This is a genomic window from Streptomyces sp. NPDC050504, from assembly GCF_044458065.1.
Classification (GTDB): Bacteria; Actinomycetota; Actinomycetes; order Streptomycetales; family Streptomycetaceae; genus Streptomyces.
The window spans coordinates 318,929-338,297 of the sequence record NZ_JBITHO010000004.1 but is presented as its reverse complement, the minus strand read 5'-3'; the positions used below and the strand labels follow the sequence as shown (position 1 = coordinate 338,297).

At 72.2% G+C, this 19,369-nt stretch carries 13 protein-coding genes and 1 tRNA gene; 10 read left to right on the top strand and 4 right to left on the bottom strand.

Translation table 11 applies throughout. From position 1 onward, the window contains the following. Nucleotides 1-32: 32 nt before the first annotated feature. Complete coding sequence (locus ACIBNE_RS16800) at nt 33-2,870, bottom strand: AMP-binding protein (RefSeq protein WP_399272103.1); 2,838 nt, start codon at nt 2,868-2,870, stop codon at nt 33-35. 169 nt (nt 2,871-3,039) lie between these two features. Beyond that, nucleotides 3,040-3,807: a 4'-phosphopantetheinyl transferase family protein gene (locus tag ACIBNE_RS16795; RefSeq protein WP_399272101.1), complete on the bottom strand. Its 768-nt coding sequence runs from the start codon at nt 3,805-3,807 to the stop codon at nt 3,040-3,042. Between the two features lie 463 nt (nt 3,808-4,270). Between ACIBNE_RS16795 and ACIBNE_RS16790 the strand changes: the two genes are divergently transcribed. The 3 genes from ACIBNE_RS16790 (at nt 4,271) to ACIBNE_RS16780 (ending at nt 9,190) form a co-directional block, all read left to right on the top strand. Next, a complete protein-coding gene (locus tag ACIBNE_RS16790; protein WP_399272100.1) occupies nt 4,271-5,044 on the top strand; it encodes a DNA-binding response regulator in 774 nt (257 codons plus the stop codon). Nucleotides 5,045-5,117: 73 nt separating this feature from the next. Next, nucleotides 5,118-5,984 (top strand): LuxR family transcriptional regulator, encoded by an 867-nt coding sequence (locus ACIBNE_RS16785; RefSeq protein ID WP_399272098.1) that lies wholly within the window; start codon nt 5,118-5,120, stop codon nt 5,982-5,984. 215 nt (nt 5,985-6,199) lie between these two features. Further along, nucleotides 6,200-9,190, top strand: a complete 2,991-nt coding sequence (locus ACIBNE_RS16780) for a BTAD domain-containing putative transcriptional regulator (protein WP_399272096.1) — start codon at nt 6,200-6,202, stop codon at nt 9,188-9,190. 306 nt (nt 9,191-9,496) lie between these two features. On the opposite strand, the gene ACIBNE_RS16775 is transcribed toward ACIBNE_RS16780, so the two are convergent. After that, on the bottom strand, nt 9,497-9,718 hold the full coding sequence (locus ACIBNE_RS16775; protein WP_399272094.1) for a DUF6269 family protein: 222 nt from the start codon (nt 9,716-9,718) through the stop codon (nt 9,497-9,499). Between the two features lie 135 nt (nt 9,719-9,853). Between ACIBNE_RS16775 and ACIBNE_RS16770 the strand changes: the two genes are divergently transcribed. Beyond that, on the top strand, nt 9,854-11,407 hold the full coding sequence (locus ACIBNE_RS16770; protein WP_399272092.1) for a tryptophan 7-halogenase: 1,554 nt from the start codon (nt 9,854-9,856) through the stop codon (nt 11,405-11,407). A 370-nt stretch (nt 11,408-11,777) separates the two neighbouring features. Here ACIBNE_RS16770 and ACIBNE_RS16765 read toward each other — a convergent pair. Then, nucleotides 11,778-11,849: transfer RNA gene (locus ACIBNE_RS16765), tRNA-Arg, on the bottom strand. A gap of 178 nt (nt 11,850-12,027) precedes the next feature. On the opposite strand from ACIBNE_RS16765, the gene ACIBNE_RS16760 reads away from it, so the two are divergent. From ACIBNE_RS16760 to thrB, 6 genes are all read left to right on the top strand, one after another. Continuing rightward, on the top strand, nt 12,028-12,522 hold the full coding sequence (locus tag ACIBNE_RS16760; RefSeq protein WP_399272947.1) for a response regulator: 495 nt from the start codon (nt 12,028-12,030) through the stop codon (nt 12,520-12,522). Between the two features lie 134 nt (nt 12,523-12,656). Then, nucleotides 12,657-13,712: an ArgS-related anticodon-binding protein NrtL gene (nrtL, locus tag ACIBNE_RS16755; RefSeq protein ID WP_399272090.1), complete on the top strand. Its 1,056-nt coding sequence runs from the start codon at nt 12,657-12,659 to the stop codon at nt 13,710-13,712. Between the two features lie 66 nt (nt 13,713-13,778). After that, complete coding sequence (gene lysA / locus ACIBNE_RS16750) at nt 13,779-15,170, top strand: diaminopimelate decarboxylase (RefSeq protein WP_399272088.1); 1,392 nt, start codon at nt 13,779-13,781, stop codon at nt 15,168-15,170. Between the two features lie 99 nt (nt 15,171-15,269). Next, the gene (locus ACIBNE_RS16745) at nt 15,270-16,559 is read left to right on the top strand and encodes a homoserine dehydrogenase (protein WP_399272945.1); all 1,290 of its coding nucleotides are present in this window, start codon (nt 15,270-15,272) and stop codon (nt 16,557-16,559) included. Nucleotides 16,560-16,565: 6 nt separating this feature from the next. After that, a complete protein-coding gene (gene thrC, locus ACIBNE_RS16740) occupies nt 16,566-17,672 on the top strand; it encodes a threonine synthase (RefSeq protein ID WP_399272086.1) in 1,107 nt (368 codons plus the stop codon). A gap of 389 nt (nt 17,673-18,061) precedes the next feature. Next, on the top strand, nt 18,062-18,979 hold the full coding sequence (gene thrB / locus ACIBNE_RS16735) for a homoserine kinase (protein ID WP_399272084.1): 918 nt from the start codon (nt 18,062-18,064) through the stop codon (nt 18,977-18,979). Nucleotides 18,980-19,369 lie beyond the last annotated feature (390 nt).

Below are 19,369 nucleotides of genomic sequence, written 5' to 3'. Positions count from 1 at the left end.
GCAGCTGATGTTCCCGCTCCTCGCGGAGCGGGTCATTGAGTTCTTCCGTCGCCCATCGCCCGGTCCAGCTCCCGGCGCAGGATCGCCTGGAACGCCGGTACGTGGCGCGGACCCATCAGGGTGTAGTGCTCGCCGGGAATGTCGATGTATCGGTTTTCCTCCGCCGTGTGCTCGTCCCAGCGGCGCAGCTCATTGTCGAGCCAGTCCCGCTTGGTGCCGCGCAGGGGTACGGAGTAGAAGACGCTCATGGCGCGGACGCTGCCGCTCGGCTCGTAGCTGCGGCCGAGGTCGGTGAGGCGGTTCGCCAGTTCCGCCCACGCGCCGAACCGGTCCGGGGTCAGGTCCAGCTCGGCGAGCCTGGCCTGCGGCGCGAGCGCCAGCAGGTGCGCCAGCTGCTCCTCGGCCGACAGTCCGCGCAGCTGGTCGGGCAGCTCCAGCGACTGCTTCTTGTCGATGAGCGCGAGGAAGAAGGCGAGGTTCACCGCGGTCTCGACGAAGTCGAGCTCCTCCATGCGGTACTTGATGTGCGGCGGCAGGTTGAAGCTGCCGACGAAGTCGACCCGCTCGCCCTCGGCCTCCAGGATCTTGGCGATCTCGAAGGCCACCACGGCGCCGAAGGAGTAGCCGGCCAGCGCGTACGGGCCGTGCGGCTGCTTCGAGCGGATGCCCGCCACGTAGCAGTCGACCATCTCCTCGAACGTCCTGAACGGCTTCTCGTGCTCGTTGAAGCCGCGGGCGCGCAGCGCGTAGAACGGCCGGTCGTCCACGAAGTACTTGGCGAGGTTGACGAAGACCAGCACCTCGCCGACGCCCGGGTGGACCACGAACAGCGGCGTCTTGTCGCCGCTGAGCTGCATCGGCACCACCGGGTCGTACTCCCGCGCCTCCGGTGCGCTCCGCCCGGTCAGCCGCCGGGCCAGCGCGCGGACGGTGGGGGAGGTGAGGACGGTGATCAGCTGGAGGTCGGCGGCGCCGAGCCGCTGGCCGATCCTGCTGCGCAGCCGCAGCATGTCCAGCGAGGTGCCGCCGAGGTCGAAGAAGTTGGCGGTCGCGCTGATCGTGGCCGGGTCGGCGTCGAACAGCTCGGCGTAGATCTCCGCGAGCACCCGCTCGGTCTCGCCCTCGGGCGCGGTGTGGCCGCCGAGCCTGCGCCGGGTCAGCTCCGCGACCGCGAGGACGGTGTCCTCGTACCCCGCCGACTCCAGCCTGCGGCGCATCAGCGCGCGCTGGATCTTGCCGAGGCTGGTCTTGGGGAACGCCTCCCGGGGCAGCGGCAGGATCAGCGCGGGCCGGAAGCCCCAGTGCATCACCACGGTGCTGCGCACGGCGGTCAGCACCCGGTAGAGGGAGGTCTCGTCGCCCTCCGGGACCTCGGGGTGGAAGGCGATCACCAGCTGCTCGGTGTCGCTCTCCGCGGGACGGGTGGGGAAGGCGGCCACGTACGAGCGGGCCACCCCGTCCAGCTGCTCCAGCGCCGACTCGATCTCGTGGCTGAAGTAGTTGACGCCGTTGACGATGACGGAGTCCTTGCTGCGGCCCACCAGCGTGAGGCGGCCGTCGTCGATGCGGCCCAGGTCGCCGCTGCGGAACCAGCCGTCGGCGGTGAAGGACTCGGCCGTGGCGCGCTCGTTGTTGTGGTAGCCGGTGGTGATCATGGGTCCGGTGAGCTGGAGTTCGCCGACCGCCCCCGCGGCGAGCGGCCTGTCCTGCTCGTCCACGACCCGGATCCGCAGCCCCTCCACCGGGGTCCCGAGGTTCGCGAACTCCTGGCCCGCGTCGGTGTGCGGGAAGCCCAGCGAGTAGATGCTCCCCGCGCAGGTCTCGGTCATCCCGAAGGCGGGCCACAGCGCGTCCGCGGCCAGCCCGTGCGGGGCGAAGCGCTCCAGGAACGCGGTGCCGGTGGCGACGACGACGGCCTCGCCGCCGCTGACGATGTGGCGCAGCTTCGTGAGGTCGTACGCCTCGCCGTCCAGCGGCGCCGCGTTGAGCAGCCCGAGCAGGAAGTTCGGGGTGAACGTCATGGTGACGCCGTGCTCGGAGACCAGGCGCAGGAACTCGCGGGGCTCGTCCAGGACGACCGGCGCCTCGACGTGCAGCTGGCGGGCCCCGGTGGAGAGCGGCAGGAGGTGGCACTCCAGCAGGGCGGCGACGTGGTCGAAGGAGACCCAGTTGAGGGTGGTGTCCGCGGCGGTGAGCCGGTGGTAGCCGTTCTTGCCCGCCATGGAGGCCAGCAGGTTGGCGTGGGTGAGCCGGACGGCCTTGGAGTTGCCGGTCGAACCCGAGGTCAGGACCAGCAGCGCGGTGTCGTCGGGGGCGGCGGCGTGCGCGGGCTCGTCGGCGGTGCCGTCGGCCCCGGCCCCGGCGCTGGTACCGGCACCGGCACCGGTGGCCGCGGCGATGGCGACGGCTTCGGCCGCTTCGGCGTTCAGTGCGTCGAGCGTGGCGACGGCGAGCCCCTCGACCTGCGGCAGCTCGGCGGCGAGCGAGGCGCTGGTGACGACCAGGGGCCGGTCGAGCAGCCCGTCGACGTTGCGGAGCTGGGCGGCCCAGCGCTCCGGGTCGCCGCGCAGCGGGGCGACGGGGCAGGGCACGAAACCACCGAGCACGCACGCCCAGAAGGCGGTCAGGAACTCCCGTGGTCGCTCCAGCAGGAGCACGACTTTGTCCTGCGGCGAGAGCCCTTGCCGGCGTAGCCCGCGAAGCGTTGCGCGGGCCTCCGAAAGGAGTTCGGGATAGCTCTGGAAAAAGGCCGGGGAAGCGGCCCCGCCCGAGCAGTGGACGAGACCGGAAACGGGGTTGTCCAGGGCGGCGGAGAAGAGCAGGTCCGCTATGTTCTGAGGGGTCGTCGAATTCTTCGGTGCAGCATTCATCGTTGTCTCCGAAACCTTTGCTGTATGAGCTCAGTCGAAGGCCTGGCGGTTTTCGGGCAGGCCGCTGGTGCATTGGTCCTGTGGAGAATTCACCGGGGCGCCGCCGCACCGTACGGTGTGGCCGAGATGCGTCCCTATTGAGCAGCCGGTTTTCCGGCCGTACGACCGGTCAGCCGGTCGGCCATTTGCGAACGCGGAGGTTCGGCCGCGTCCCGGCCGGCAGGGCGAGCGCCGCCGACCAGCCCTCGGGGGCCGGGATCTGGCGCACCGCCCATTCGGCGGGTCCGCCCTCCACTCCGGCGGCCACGGTGACCGGGCCTTCGGACGCGGGTCCGGTCTCCAGGGTGTTCAGCTCCACGGTGATGCCGATGCCGACGGCCTTGAGCACCGCTTCCTTCCGCGTCCAGCAGCGGAGGAAGGCGCGGGTGCGCTCCTCGCCCGGCGGCCGGGACAGGACGTACTGACGTTCCTCGGGGGTCAGGGTGGGCCTGGCCAGCTCCTCGACGTCGAGGTTCTTGGCCCCCTCGGCGTCCACGCCCACCGGCACCGGCGCGACGGCCAGCATGCCCAGACCCGTGGTGTGCGTGATGCTGATGCGCAGGTCGGTCGCGGGCCGCAGCACCGTGGGCGGACCGTGCTCGGGGCTCGCGCAGCCCGGACAGGGCAGGCGGCCGAACTCCAGCTCTTCCGGGGCCACTTGGAGGGCTCCGGAGAGGATGCGCCGGACCGCGGCGCGACAGGTGACGTAGATGGCCTTGCTCTCGGGCGTGCGCAGCCGCTGCAGCCGCTCCCGCTCCGCCCCGTCGAGGAGGGGCAGGTCTGCGGGGTCGTACGTACCCGTGGGGATGTCCCACCACCACACCGTGACGTCGGCGGGCTGGCAGCATGAGGTCGGGGCGTCGTTGTCCTGCGGGATGGGCGTGCAGCTTGTGGTCACGCTCCGACTGTAGACAGCGGCAACGTGCAGCTGCGGGCCGCTGACCTTTTGCGGACACCGCACTCACCGGGAGTAGCGGGCCCGGCGCGGCCCGTGCGGGAAGTGGAATGTTGAACATTTGTTTGCGGTGTGTGCGGGCAGTTTGCTGACAGTGACCGACCCGTCGCCCCGGGGTGTCTGTGGTGATGCGGTGCCATCCGGCCCCGATGGCCCATTTGAATCGTCCGGGGCTTCGTTGACTGGGTCCGCAGGGGCGAACTAGTGTCTGGATGGTTGATCTGCTGACCTCGCTGGGTAATGGCTGGTTGCCCATTGAACGAATGGGCGGGGCCCGTGACGCCCGCCAAGCCGGGAAGGCTGAATCAGAACGGTGTTTTTAACCCGCGCGGGATTTTCTGCACGGGACACGGACTGGTCGGTTCGAGGGGGAGAAGTGGACGGTCCACCAGGAGGTGCGAGTCGAGTGGTCACCAACGACCACTCCTCTCTTGTGGAACAGGCGCTGCTCGAAGCCAGCGCCCTCATCGAGTCGACGGTCTCGCTGCACCGTCGGAGCCTGGACGGGCCCTCGCCCATCGCCCGCGCCGACAAGGCGCGCATCCGCGACGCCGTCGTCGAGCTGATGGGCCGCGCGCGGCACTCGGTGGGCATCGCCCTCACCGGGCCCGGCGAGCTGGCCGACACCGTCGCCGAGATCCTCGTGGCCCGCGAGCCCGAGCTGTCCAGCGCCCAGCCCGGACCCACGGGCGGAGTCGTGGTGCGCGTGCTGTGCACCCCGGACGCGCTGGACACGCCCATCGCGGACGCGGACCTCGCGCGCGACATGCGGCTCGAAGTCCGCGTCGTGGAGGGCGAGTTGCGCGAGGCCGTCGTGGTCGACGGCATGGTGGCCCTGGTCAGATCGGTCCGCGAGAAGTCGGACGGACACGCCGCGGTGGTCAACGACCCCGCGGTCGTACGCGCTCTGGAGCTGCTGTTCGCCGGCGCCTGGTCCACCTCCCGCACGCTCACCGACCACCTCGGCCTGAGCCCCCGGCTCCACACCGAACTGACCCGCAGCATCCTGGAGAAGCTGCGGGTGGGCCACACCGACGACGTGGCGGCCAGGGAGCTCCAGGTCTCGCTGCGCACCTACCGCCGCCACGTGGCGGAGATCATGCGGGAACTGGGCGCCAACTCCCGCTTCCAGGCCGGGGTGCGCGCGGTGGAACTCGGACTCCTGCCGGAACAGGGCTGAGGGCCGGAACAGCCGCTGAGAGACGGCACGAACACAGAGCGGGACGAGTACGCGCGGTGAAGAACGGGGACGGGTGGGACACGTGGTGAACGACAACTGGCTGCCGGAACGCGTTCGGCCCAGCCGCGAGTCGGGGAAGCCCGAGGTCGGCTCCATCGCGGGCCAGGCCGAGGACGACCTGGAGCGCGCACTGCTCCAAGTGCGGGAAATGATCGAGACGACGGTCACCAAGCACCGTGACCTCCGCTCCCGCGACCAGCAGATCACGACCATCACCGGCGGCTACGAGGAAGTGCTCACCACCGCGGGCGACCTCGTCAAGAGCGCCGAGGTCAGCATCGACATCATCCACGCCAGGAACCTCGGCCCCGGCGACCGCACCGCCGGCTCCGAGCGCGAACAGATCTACGGCGCCCGCCCCGGCGTCGTCACCCGGCTCCTCAGCCACCCGGCCCTGCTGGACGAGGACTTCGTCCGCGAACAGCTCGGCAAGGAGCGGCCCGTGGCGATCCGCGTCGCCCGCGTCCCCCCGCTCCAGGGCGTGATCATCGACGGCAAGGTCGGCCTCATGGTCGCCGAGTCCGCCGTCGGCCGCCGCGCCTCCGTCATCCGGGTGCCCGAGGTGATCCACACCCTGCGCATCCTCTTCGACGGCGTGTGGCGCAACGCCGTGCCCGCCAACGAGCGCATCGTCTTCGGCGGCCGCGACCGCGCCGCCCTCGCCCGCCAGATCCTCGGCGCCCTGCGCGCCGGAGTCACCGACGAGGTCGCCGCCCGCGAACTCACCGTCTCCGTCCGCACCTACCGCCGCCACGTCGCCGAGATCATGAACCTGATGGGCGCCAAGTCCCGCTTCCAGGCCGGGGTGCGCGCCGCCGAGCTCGGACTCATCCCCGCCCCCGCCGGACCCCGGCCGCAGGGAGGCCCCCGCCCCGAATAGCGGCCGCCGCGGCCCCCGCCCGGCACGCGGCCGTCCCACCACGGACACCCGCCGACGGGCAACCCCCGTGAACGGGCGCGAGCTGGCAGCTTGCTGCAGCCGTCCTTGTGGGCGCTTCGCGCGGACTGTTACTCAGGTTCCACAGTGGCACGAATCCGGCCGCACCAGCCGGACGGCCGCGCGCCGGAAACAGGAGGCTACCCAACGTGCTGCAAGTGGAGTTTCGCATCCTGGGGCCCCTCGACATCAGCGCGGACGGCCAGGCGATCTCCCTCCAGGGCGCCCGCCAGCGGACCATCATGTCGATGCTGCTGCTCGCGCCCAACCGGGTCGTGTCCGTCGACGCGCTCGCCGACGCGGTCTGGCACGGCAACCCGCCCGCCACGGCCAGGAACCAGATCGCCATCTGCGTCTCCGCGCTGCGCAAGACCTTCAAGACGGCCGCCGGCGTCGAGGACGTCCTCGTCACCAGCCACCCCGGCTACATGCTCTTCACCGGTGAACACCACATCGACGCCCTGGAGTTCGAGGCGTCCGTCGCCCAGGGCCGCGAGGCCGCCCGCAGCGGCCGCGTCGAGGAGGCCTGCGACGCCTTCCAGGCGGCCCTCGCCATGTGGCGCGGCCCCGCGCTCGAAGGCGTCGCGGCCGAACGCGTCGAGGCCGAGGCGACCCGCCTCACCGAACTGCGCCTGGACGTCTACGAGGAGTACGCGGGCCTGCGCCTGGGCCTCGGCCACCACCGCGACCTCATCGGCGAGCTGAGCGCCTTCATCCGCGAGCACCCGCTGCGCGAACAGGCCAAGGCGCACCTCATGCTCGCCCAGTACCGCTCGGGCCGCCGCGCCGAGGCCCTGGAGACCTACCGCGAGGGCCAGCGCCTGCTCTCCGAGGAACTCGGCATCGACCCGGGCCCCGCCCTCCAGGAACTCCACGAGGCCGTCCTCGCCGACTCGCCCCGCCTCAACCCGCCGCCCGAGCCCGCCGTTCTCCTCGCCCCGGCGACCCCCGTCCCCGCCCACCTGCCGCCCAACGTCGCCGCGTTCACCGGCCGCCGCACCGAACTGGCCACGCTCGACCGGCTCCTGGACCACCTCGACGGCGACGGCCTGCCCGTCGGCTCCATCGCGGGCACCGGCGGCGTCGGCAAGACCGCACTGGCCGTCCACTGGGCGCACCAGGTCGTCGGCCGCTTCCCCGACGGCCAGCTCTACGCCGACCTGCGCGGCTACGACGAGACGGAGGCCCCGCGCCGCCCCGGCGCCGTGCTCGACCGCTTCCTGCGCGCCCTCGGCATGCCCGGCGAACAGATCCCCACCGACCAGCACGAGCGCACCGCGCTGTTCCGCAGCGTCCTCGACGGCCGCCGCGTGCTGATCGTCCTGGACAACGCCCGCTCCTTCCAGCAGATCCGCCCCCTGCTGCCCGGCACGGGACAGTGCTGCGTCCTGGTCACCAGCCGCGACGCCATGGGCGGCGCCCTGGCAGGCGACTACGCCTTCGTACCGCTGCACCTGAGCGCGCTCGCCCAGGACGAGGCCACCGAACTCCTCTCCCGCGTCGCGGGCGCCGACCGCTTCTCCGCCGACCCGGTCGCCGCCGCCCGCCTCTCCGAACTGTGCGACCGCCTCCCGCTCGCGCTGCGCATCGCCGCGGCGCGCCTCGCGGCCAAGCCGCACTGGTCGGTCCGCACCCTCGTCTCGCGCCTGGAGGACCAGCACCGCCGCCTCAACGAACTGGACCTCGACGGCAAGGGCGTCCGCGCGGGCCTGCGGCTCAGCTACCGCGACCTGCCGCCCGAGACCGCCCGGATGTTCCGGCTGCTCAGCACGCTCAACGTGCCCGACTTCGCCGCCTGGGCCGGGGCCGCGCTGCTGGACATCTCCACGTACGACGCCGAGGACCTGATCGAGCAGCTGGTCGACGCGCAGCTGCTCGAACCGCTCAGCGCGGCCTCGGGCCACGTCCGCTACCGCTTCCAGGACCTGCTGCGGCTGTTCGCCCAGGAGTGCGCCCGCGAGGAGGAGACCGAGGAGGCGCTGCGGGCCGCGACCCGCCGCGCGTACGGCGCCTGGCTCGGCCTCACCGCCGAGGCCCACCGCCGCATGTACGGCGGCGACTACACCATCGTCCGCAGCGCCGCGCCGACCCACGAACTCCCCGGCCACCTCGTCGACAGCCTGCTCGAAGAGCCCATGGACTGGACGGAGAGCGAGCGCGGCTCCATCACGGGCCTGGTCGCCCAGGCGGCCCAGGACGACGAGTCCGCGTACGCCTGGGACCTGACCATGACCACCGTCACGCTCTTCCAGAGCCGCAACTACCTGGAGGAGTGGCGCTACTGCGGCGAGCGCGCCCTGGAGACCGCCCGCAGGACGGGCGACGCGCTCGGCGAGGGCGCGATGCTCCAGTCGCTCGGCACCCTGGAGATCATCCTCTGGGAGTACGAGCGGGCCCACGAACGCCTCAGCCTGGCCCTGCGGCTCTTCGAGGAGCAGGGCCAGGCCCAGGGACGGGCCCTGGTGCTCAGGAACCTCGGGCAGTGCGAGCGGCACCGCGGGGACCTGGAGCGGGCCAGGGAGCTGACGCACCAGTCGCTGGAGATCTTCCGCGAGGTCGGTGACCGCTACGCCGAGGCCCACGTGCTGGGCGTGCTCGCGCAGATCGAGCTGGAGCGGGGCGCCCCGGAGGCGAGCGTACGGCTCTCCAAGGAGGCGATAGCCAGGAGCGAGGAGCTCGGCACGGCGCGCGGCCAGGCGCAGAGCACCGTCCGGCTGGCCGAGGCGCTGATCCACCTGGGGGAGGGGGAGGAGGCCGAGGAGGCCTGCCGACGCGCGCTGGACCTGGTGCGCGGCAGCGGCGACCGCCGCGGGGAGGCGCACGCGCTGCGGGCGCTCGGCGAGGCACTGTGGTGCCTGCGGAGGCTCGAAGACGCGGAGGCGGTGCTGCGCGAGGGCTTGATGACCGCCCGCGAGGTCCCCGACCGTTTCCTGGAGGCCAGGGCCGCCCTGGTGCTGGGCTGTGTCCAGGCGCTGCGCTCGGACGCCGCGGGGGCCGAAGGCCGTCTCGCGGACGCGGTGCGGCTGTTCACCGAGGTGGGGGCTCCGGCCTGGGAGAAGAGGGCGGAGCGCTTGCTGGCGGAGCTCGGCGGTGCCGGTCCCGACGGGCTTCCCGACTCGGACGGGCTGTTCGCGCGAGTGCGCCCCTGATGGCCGCGCTGACCCTCCTCACGCCGCCTCCCCGAACCGGAGGGCGAGCGCACCGGCCAGCCTCCGCCGAAGAACCATCACCGTCGAACGAGTGGAGCGTTTCGCGTTGTTCACGAGGTTCACCATGACGTCCTCCTGCTGAGGCCGAGGTCCGGGGCAGTCCTGTGGCGCCCTGCCCTGCTGTCCGTCCGCCGAGAACACTACGGAGCTCCGATTACCGACCCCTTTCGCCGCTCTTTCCGCCGGCCCTCCCCGCCACCGTCCTCACTCGCCGCCCGGTCCTTACCGCCGCCCTCCTCACCACCCTCACCCGCCGCCCGGTCCGGGCCCGTCCTCCAGGTGGAACTCCGACGCGTCGCCGGCCAGTTCGGTCAGCGCGTCCACGTACTCGACCAGCAGTTCCGCCCAGGGGGTCGCGCCCATGTCCCGCAGACCGAGCTCCTGCTCGCGGGCGAAGTCCTCCTCGATCCGGTCCAGGACGAGCAGCGGGTGCTCTCCTTCCGCCGGGTCGACACCGTCCCTGTACATCGCGCCTCCTGTGAGTGACGGGCCCGCTCCGTGGCCCGGTGCCCACAGCGTGGACGAGGCGCCTATAGCCAAACTCGCGTCGATCCCTACGGCACCGTAGAGATCCCATACAGACCACTCGGGGAAGCTCGCGCCATGCACAGTCGTATCGGGAGCATCGTCATCGCCGGGGGCGGCGTCGCCGGCTGGACGGCGGCCGCCCGCCTCGCCCGGGAGTTCGGGCACACGGTGTCCGTCACCGTCCTGGAGACCCCTGACCGCACCCCGGGGGAGCCGGAGGCCGAGGCCGCGCCGCCGGAGCTGCAGCACGCGTTCTTCCAGCACCTGGGCATCGCCGAGGAGACCTGGATGCGGGCCTGCTCCGCCTCCTTCAACGTCGCGGTGAAGTACGTCAACTGGCGCACCGGGGCCCCGATCGGCACCGCCGAGCCGTACACGCTCCCCAACGGCTCCCCAGACGTCTTCTACCGCACGTACGACACGGTCCCCGAGCACGGCGGCGTCCTGCTCCCCGACCACTGGCAGTGGCGCAGGAACCAGGGCGTGACCACCGAGCCCGTCGACTACGCCTGCTTCCGCGAGCCCCCGCTGATGGACGCCCGCAAGTCGCCGCGCTGGCTGGACGGCAGGGCGGCCTTCCCGTACGCCTGGCACATCGACACCCGGCTCTTCACCGAGTACGTACGCCGGTTCGCCGTGCACCAGTTGGGCGTACGGGCGGTCAGGGCCGACCTGACGGGCGCGGCGCGCGACCACCAGGGCAACGTCACCCTGCTGCACACCTCGACGGGCGAGGAACTGCCGGGCGACTTCTTCCTGGACTGCACGGGGCAGCGGGCCCTCCTCCTGTCGGGAATCCTGAAGGAGCCCTTCGTCCCGGCGGACGAACAACTCCTGTGCGACAGCACGGTGACGGCGACGGTCCCGCACGACGACCGGGCGCACGGCCTGGACCCGTACACGACGGCCGTGGCGCTGCCCACCGGCTGGGCCTGGAAGACCCCGCTGCCCGGCCGCTTCGGCACGGGCCACGTCCACTCCAGCGCCTGGACGGAACCGGAGGAGGCGGCGCGCGGCCTGTGCGACCTGTGGAACCTGCGCCCGGACCGGGTGACGGTCCACCACACCCGCCACCGCACCGGCCGGGCGCGCCGCTCCTGGCTGAAGAACTGCGTGGCGCTGGGCACGGCCTCCTCCCACCTGGACCCGCTGCGCCCCACGCGGATCGCGGCGGTGCTGCACGCCCTGGACGAACTGATCCGCACGTTCCCTTCCCTGGACGCCAGGGAGGCCCCGGCGCGCCGCTTCAACGCCCGCGTGGAGTCCCGTTACGCCCGGGAGCTGGACCTCCTCCAGCTCCACTACGCGGCGACCCCGCGCACGGACACCCCGTTCTGGAAGGCCCAGCACTCCCTGCCGGTCACCGCCGAGGTGGCCGACGTCTTCACCGCGTACCGCACGGGCCAGCCCTTCACCCCCGAGGAAGCCGCCCACTACTGCACCCTGGCGTCCCTCATCCCGACGGCCTCCCCGTCCCCGCCGAGCCTGGCCCACCGCCCCGACGCGGTTCGCACCGCGGAGGAACAGTTCACCCGCATCAAACGCCAGCAGCGCATCCTCCTGGAAACCCTCCCCACGGCCCACACCTACCTGACCCGCCTCCACAACAGAACGGAACCACGCGCCTGAGTTCCGGAGCCCGAGGCGGGGCTGCGGGAGCCGGCCGGGACGCGTTCCTTCGAGCGCGGGCCCGGGTACACCGACGCGGTGTCCGGAATCGAGGCCGGGGACGGCCGGGCCAGGGCGCTACGAGGCGGAGCCGGTCCCGGGCGGGCGCGGAGGACCGAGGGGCACCCGCGACTGCCCGCACGGCCAGGAAGGCAACTTCTGTTCTGCAAGCACCTGCTCGCCCTCGGCCCGCCCCTGATCGCACAGGGGCCGACCCATGACGACCCAGGCCTGCGCGTTGGCCGTCGCCGCCCGCTCCGCTTCGACATGAAAAAAGCCCCTGGCTCGCATTCCTGCAAGTCAGAGGCTTTTCTTGGCACTTCCTCGGAAGTGCCCCCGGCAGGATTCGAACCTGCGCACACGGCTCCGGAGGCCGTTGCTCTATCCCCTGAGCTACGGGGGCGTGCGCCGTGTTGTGCGGCGACGGGTAGAACCCTACCAGCTCCCCGCGGGTGGCCTGAACAGGTATTTCCGGGGGGTCGGCGGTGGTGGGCGCGGCGCGCCGTCGCCCGGACGGGGCGGAAGTGGGGAAAACCCGGACGCAGCCATGGTTCCGGACCTACCCTCAAGTTGTGTCAGGCGTGTCCGGCCGGGTGCTTGTCGTCGACGACAACAAGGTCATCCGGCAGCTGATCAGGGTCAACCTTGAGCTTGAGGGCTTCGAGGTCGTGACCGCGGCCGATGGTGCCGAGTGTCTTGAAGTGGTGCAGCGGGTTTGTCCCGATGTCGTCACCCTCGACGTCGTCATGCCCCGCCTCGACGGGCTCCGCACGGCCGCCCGCCTCAAGGCCGATCCGCGGACGAGCCATCTGCCCGTCGCGATCATCAGTGCCTGCACCCAGTACGAAGTGGAGAGCGGCCTCGCCGCCGGTGTGGAGGCCTTCCTCTCCAAGCCCTTCGAGCCCACCGAGCTGGTCCGCCTCGTGCGCCAGCTCATGCACAGGGGGGAGCGAGGGGACGGGCGCCGTGACGGGCGGTGCGAGGGGCCGCCCTCCCTCGACCTGGGCGACCTCGACGACCTCGACGACCTCGACGGGCGGCACGGCGCGGGGCACGCCGAGAGCGCCCGGGGGTGAGCCCGGCGGAGCGGGCGACGGGGGCGTTGAGCGGCGGGCGATCCGGAGCCCGTACGCCGCTGATCCGTCCGTTTCGGTGACCGGATGTCGGAACGGGTTCGCGTAGGCACCCCCCTTCTCCCTACGCTTGCCCCGTGATCCCCGCCGAGCTCTCCCGCACCGTGCTGCGCGCCGTGCGTCGTGCCGTGGACGAGGGCGCGCTGGGGGGATCCGTCGCGGTGCCCGAGCACGTCGCCGTGCAGCGGCCCCGGCCCGGCGGGCGCGGGGACTACGCGAGCAGCGTCGCCCTCAAGCTGGCCGGCCCTGCGGGGCTGCCGCCGCGCGACGTCGCCGAGATCCTGCGGGACCGCGTCGCAGGCGCCACCGGCATCGAGCGCGTCGACATCACGGGCCCCGGCTTCCTGAACTTCACCCTCGCCCCCGACGCCCGCGACGACATCGTCACCACCGTGCTGCGCGAGGGCCCCGCCCACGGGCACACCACCGCCCTCGCCGGGCGGACCGTACGCGTCTCCCCGGGCGGTCCTGGGCGGCCGGGGGGACCGGGAGGACCGGGCGGCGACCCCCGTACCCGTACCGTCGCCGAATCCGTCGTCGCCCTCCTGCGCGCACAGGGCGCCGACGCCTCCCTCGCCCCGGACGGCGAGAGGATCCCCGTCGCCCCGCTCGGCCCCGGCGAACGCGACCCCTTCGAGCGCTACGGTCCCGACGCCGCCCGCTGGGCCCTGCTGCGCCCCGCTCCGCACGACCGGCCCCACCCCGGCCCCCACCTCCTCGTCCAGGACGAGAGCAACCCCCTCTTCCGCGTCCGCCACGCCCACGCCCGCGCCCGCGCCCTCCTGCGCAACGCCGCCGACCTCGGCGTCCCGGGCGAGTGGACCGGCCGCGCGGCAGTGGCCGGAGCGGCGGACGCCGCCGCCCTGCTCGACGTGCTCGCCGACCACGCCGCGGCCCTGGAGTCCGCCGCCCGGCACCGCGCCCCCGACCGCCTGGCCCGCCACCTCGAAGCGGTGGCGGACGCGTTCCTCGCCTTCATCCACCCGACCACCGCCCCCTTCTCCCTCCTCCCCCTCGGTGACGAGAAACCCTCGGCCGCCCACCGCTCCCGGCTCGCCCTCGCCGAAGCCGCCGGGACGGTGCTCGCCGGTGGCCTGTCCCTGCTCGGCATCAGCGCACCCGAACACCTCTGACCGGACCGCGACCCGGACCCGCGACGAGAACCAAGAGCCAGAGAGCCAGAGAGCAGAGACACGACGATGAGCCGCTCCGCACACCCCGCAGGCCCCCGCTACGCCGACGTCCTCCCCGAGGGCCACTACACCGCGCCGCCCACCGACCTCAACGCCCTCGACCCGCGCGTCTGGGCCCGGACCGTGCGCCGCGGCGACGACGGCACCGTCACCGTCGGGGGCCTCGAAGTCACCCGCCTCGCCGAGGAGTTCGGCACCCCCGCCTACTTCCTCGACGAGACCGACTTCCGCGCCCGCTGCCGCGCCTGGGCCGACGCCTTCGGGCCCGACGCCGACGTGTTCTACGCCGGAAAGGCGTTCCTCTCGCGGGCCGTCGTGCGGTGGCTCAAGGAGGAGGGGCTCAACCTCGACGTGTGTTCGGGGGGCGAGCTGGCCACCGCGCTCTCCGCCGGGATGCCCGCCGAGCGCATCGCCTTCCACGGCAACAACAAGAGCACCGAGGAGATCGAGCGGGCCGTGCGCGAGGGCGTCGGGCGCATCGTGCTCGACTCGTTCCAGGAGATCGCGCGCGTCGCGCACGTCGCGCAGTCGCTCGGCAAGCGCCAGCGCGTACAGATCCGCGTCACCGTCGGCGTCGAGGCGCACACCCACGAGTTCATCGCCACCGCGCACGAGGACCAGAAGTTCGGCATCGCGCTCGCCGGCGGCCACGCGGCGGAGGCCGTGCGCCGCGCGCTCAAGCTCGACGGCCTCGAACTCATCGGGATCCACTCCCACATCGGCTCGCAGATCTTCGACATGGCGGGCTTCGAGGTCTCCGCGCGCCGCGTCGTGCAGCTGCTCGCCGAGGTCCGCGACGAGCACGGCGTCGAGCTGCCCGAGATCGACCTCGGCGGCGGCCTCGGCATCGCGTACACCTCGGCCGACGACCCCCGCGAGCCGCACGAGATCGCCGGGGCGCTGCGCACCATCGTCGCCAAGGAGTGCGAGGCCGCGAACCTCGCGACCCCCCGCATCTCCGTCGAGCCCGGCCGCGCCATCGTCGGCCCGACCGCCTTCACGCTGTACGAGGTCGGCACCGTCAAGCCGCTGGACGGGCTGCGCACGTACGTGTCCGTGGACGGCGGCATGTCCGACAACATCCGCACGGCCCTGTACGACGCCGAGTACAGCGTCGCGCTCGTCTCCCGGACGTCCGACGCCGAGCCCATGCTCAGCCGGGTCGTCGGCAAGCACTGCGAGAGCGGGGACATCGTCGTCAAGGACGCCTTCCTGCCTGCGGACGTCGCCCCCGGCGACCTGATCGCGGTGCCCGCGACCGGCGCGTACTGCCGCTCGATGGCCAGCAACTACAACCACGCACTGCGCCCGCCCGTCGTCGCCGTCGGCGAGGACGGGGCACGGGTGATCGTCCGGCGCGAGACGGAGGAGGACCTCCTGCGCCTCGATGTCGGATGATGAAATAGGTGTCTCGGGATCCGGACCGGGCGGAAAAGCTCCGGCCGGTGAGTGAGACTGGACCGCATTGACGTTTGAGTGAGGAAACGAGGTCGGATGATGCGTACGCGTCCGCTGAAGGTGGCGCTGCTGGGCTGTGGTGTGGTCGGCTCAGAGGTGGCGCGCATCATGACGACGCACGCCGACGACCTCGCCGCGCGCATCGGCGCCCCGGTCGAGCTCGCCGGGGTCGCCGTCCGCCGGCCCGCCAAGGTCCGCGCCGGGATCGACCCGGCGCTGATCACCACCGATGCCACCGCGCTGGTCGAGCGCGGTGACATCGACGTGGTCATCGAGGTCATCGGCGGCATCGAGCCCGCCCGCTCGCTGATCACCACCGCCTTCGAGCACGGCGCATCCGTCGTCTCGGCGAACAAGGCGCTGCTCGCCGAGGACGGCGCGGCCCTGCACGCGGCCGCCGAGAAACACGGCAGGGACCTGTACTACGAGGCGGCCGTGGCCGGTGCCATTCCGCTCGTACGGCCGCTGCGCGAGTCCCTCGCGGGCGACAAGGTCAACCGCGTGCTCGGCATCGTCAACGGCACGACCAACTTCATCCTCGACAAGATGGACACCTCCGGCGCCGGATACTCCGAGGCGCTGGACGAGGCCACCGCGCTCGGCTACGCGGAGGCCGACCCGACCGCCGACGTCGAGGGCTTCGACGCCGCCGCGAAGGCCGCCATCCTCGCCGGGATCGCCTTCCACACCCGCGTGCGCATCGGCGACGTGTACCGCGAGGGCATCACCGAGGTCAGCGCCGCCGACATCGCCTCCGCCAAGCGCATGGGCTGCACGGTCAAGCTGCTCGCGATCTGCGAGCGCGCCGCCGACGGCAAGTCCGTCACCGCCCGCGTACATCCGGCCATGATCCCGCTGAGCCACCCGCTGGCGTCCGTGCGCGAGGCGTACAACGCGGTGTTCGTCGAGGCCGAGGCCGCCGGACAGCTGATGTTCTACGGCCCCGGAGCGGGCGGCTCGCCCACCGCGTCCGCGGTCCTCGGCGACCTGGTCGCGGTCTGCCGCAACAAGCTCGCACAGGCCACGGGCCCCGGCGAGTCCGCCTACGCGCGGCTGCCCGTCAGCGCCATGGGCGAGGTCACCACGCGGTACCACATCAGCCTCGACGTGGCCGACAAGCCGGGCGTGCTCGCCCAGGTCGCGACGGTCTTCGCCGAGCACGGCGTGTCGATCGACACCGTCCGGCAGACGGGCAAGGACGGCGAGGCATCGCTCGTCGTCGTCACCCACCGCGCGTCCGACGCGGCCCTCTCGGGCACCGTCGAGACGCTGCGCAAGCTCGACACCGTGCGCGGTGTCGCCAGCATCATGCGTGTCGAAGGAGAGTAACCAGCAATGACCCACCAGTGGCGCGGAATCATCGAGGAGTACCGGGACCGGATGCCGGTCACGGCCACGACGCCCGTGGTCACGCTCGGCGAGGGCGGCACGCCGCTCGTACCGGCGCAGGTCCTCTCCGAGCTGACCGGGTGCGAGGTGCACCTCAAGGTCGAGGGCGCCAACCCGACCGGGTCCTTCAAGGACCGCGGCATGACCATGGCGATCACGCGCGCCAAGGAGGAGGGCGCGCAGGCCGTCATCTGCGCCTCCACCGGCAACACCTCCGCCTCGGCCGCCGCCTACGCGGTGCGCGCCGGGATGGTCTGTGCCGTCCTGGTCCCGCAGGGCAAGATCGCGCTCGGCAAGATGGGGCAGGCGCTGGTCTACGGCTCCAAGATCCTCCAGGTCGACGGGAACTTCGACGACTGCCTCGATCTGGCCCGCTCGCTCTCCGAGAACTACCCGGTGGCGCTGGTCAATTCGGTCAACCCGTACCGCATCGAGGGCCAGAAGACCGCCTCGTTCGAGATCGTCGACGCGCTCGGCGACGCCCCCGACATCCACGTCCTGCCGGTGGGCAACGCGGGCAACATCACCGCGTACTGGAAGGGGTACCGCGAGTACGCCCACCCGTCTCCCGCCACCGCCCTTACCGGAGACGCTTCGCGTCGCACCCTTCCTGGGCCCGCCACCCGCACCCCGCGCATGTGGGGCTTCCAGGCGTCCGGCTCCGCGCCCATCGTGCGCGGCGAGGTCGTCAAGGACCCCTCCACCATCGCCACCGCGATCCGCATCGGCAACCCGGCGTCCTGGCAGCAGGCGCTGGCCGCGCAGGACGAATCGGGCGGATTCATCGACGAGGTGACGGACCGCCAGATTCTGCGCGCCTACAAGCTGTTGGCCTCGCGGGAGGGCGTCTTCGTCGAGCCCGCGTCCGCCGCGTCCGTCGCCGGCCTGCTCAAGGCCGCCGAGGAGGGCAAGGTCGACAAGGGCCAGCGCATCGTCTGCACCGTGACCGGAAACGGCCTCAAGGACCCGGACTGGGCGGTCGCCGGCGCGCCCCAGCCCGTCACGGTCCCGGTCGACGCCGCGACCGCCGCCGAACGGCTCGGCCTGGCGTAGGCGCCGCGCGGGCGGGCGCCGACGGGGATCGTCCCCCGGGGCGCCCGCCCGGCGGGAAGCAGCGGAAAACAGCGGAAAACCGTCTGGCGCCGCCCCGCCCCTCCGTACGAAAGTCACGGCATTGCCGTGCCCCGCGTCAACCGTCGGACCTGTAAAGCAGGACAACAACGCACGTAGGGGCACAGGGGGCTCGCGACACGCATCGTGCGCCTCCTGTGCGCCCTATGTCGGATGAGAACCTTCCTTCGATAGGCTGTACTGAACCCGCCCCGCCGCATATGCCGCGGTGTTGCTGCCGTTGACACTGTTCCCAACACTGTTGCGGCCCTCGGGTCTTCGTCATCAGACTTCAGACCACAGCAGCTCAGAACCAAGGAGAGTCATCAGCGATGGCCGGTCCCGCGTTCCGCGCCGCCGCCGTCCGCGTGCGCACCCCCGCCACCAGCGCCAACCTCGGCCCGGGTTTCGACGCCCTCGGCCTCTCGCTGGGGCTCTACGACGACGTCGTCGTCCGGGTGGCCGACTCGGGGCTGCACATCGACATCGCGGGCGAGGGCGGGGACAACCTGCCCCGCGACGAGAGCCACCTCCTCGTACGCGCCATGCGCACCGCCTTCGACCTGCTGGGCGGCCAGCCGCGCGGCCTTGAGGTCGTCTGCGCCAACCGCATCCCGCACGGCCGCGGCCTCGGCTCCTCGTCCGCCGCGATCTGCGCCGGCATCGTCGCGGCCCGCGCCGTGACGATAGGCGGGGCCGACAAGCTCGACGACGCCGCCCTGCTGGAGCTGGCGACCGAGATCGAGGGACACCCCGACAACGTCGCCGCCTGTCTGCTCGGCGGCTTCACGCTGGCCTGGACCGACGGGGGAGCGGCCCGCGCGATCAGGATGGATCCCGCCGATTCCATCGTTCCGGTGGTTTTCGTGCCCGGGAAGCCGGTGCTCACCGAGACGGCGCGGGGACTGCTGCCGCGCACCGTCCCGCACGTGGACGCCGCGGCCAACGCGGGCCGCGCGGCCCTGCTGGTCGAGGCCCTGACCAGGCGCCCCGAACTGCTGCTCGCCGCCACCGAGGACCGGCTCCACCAGGAGTACCGGGCCCCGGCGATGCCTCAGAGCGCGGCCCTGGTCAACCGACTGCGCGCGGACGGCGTCCCCGCGGTCATCTCCGGTGCGGGCCCCACGGTGCTCGCGCTGGTCGAGGACGGTGCGGCCGACAAGGTCGCACGGCTGGCGGGAGAGGGCTGGGCGGCCAACAGGCTCGCCCTCGACGCCGCGGGTACGAGCGTCCTGCCGCTCGCCCCGTAGGACACACGGCCGCCGGTGTGGGAGAGGGGGAATGTTTGTTGGAGCCGGTAGTGTTAATCTCAAGTCTGCAACCGACGTCTATGTGGCGCGTTGCTTCGCGTCCCGATTCGGGACCACCATTCTTCCGGGAGCCTCCTCCCCAACTGCCTGAGCAGCCTGCCTGAGCAGTTTCGAGCACGCTCCGGAACCGGCAAGACACCCCTCGCTTTCCCAGGAGTGGGCCGAGCAGGGGGACCTCGAGCCGGACCCAAGCACGTGATTTTCCCTTCCGCCGCATGTCGCATGCGGTGGGACCACCGCCCCGACACGGTTCACCGATACGGACCGCCGTCGGACAGCACAACCGGTCGCCGAGCCAGAAGGCCGACGTCCGCTCCAGGGAAGGACCCT

Excerpts from the sequence above, each read along its gene's own strand:
- thrB (WP_399272084.1), top strand. The coding sequence starts at position 18,062 with ATGGCCGGTCCCGCGTTCCGCGCCGCCGCCGTCCGCGTGCGCACCCCC.
- ACIBNE_RS16745 (WP_399272945.1), top strand. The coding sequence starts at position 15,270 with ATGCGTACGCGTCCGCTGAAGGTGGCGCTGCTGGGCTGTGGTGTGGTC.
- lysA (WP_399272088.1), top strand. The coding sequence starts at position 13,779 with ATGAGCCGCTCCGCACACCCCGCAGGCCCCCGCTACGCCGACGTCCTC.
- thrC (WP_399272086.1), top strand. The coding sequence starts at position 16,566 with ATGACCCACCAGTGGCGCGGAATCATCGAGGAGTACCGGGACCGGATG.
- ACIBNE_RS16800 (WP_399272103.1), bottom strand. The coding sequence starts at position 2,870 with ATGAATGCTGCACCGAAGAATTCGACGACCCCTCAGAACATAGCGGAC.
- ACIBNE_RS16770 (WP_399272092.1), top strand. The coding sequence starts at position 9,854 with ATGCACAGTCGTATCGGGAGCATCGTCATCGCCGGGGGCGGCGTCGCC.
- ACIBNE_RS16775 (WP_399272094.1), bottom strand. The coding sequence starts at position 9,718 with ATGTACAGGGACGGTGTCGACCCGGCGGAAGGAGAGCACCCGCTGCTC.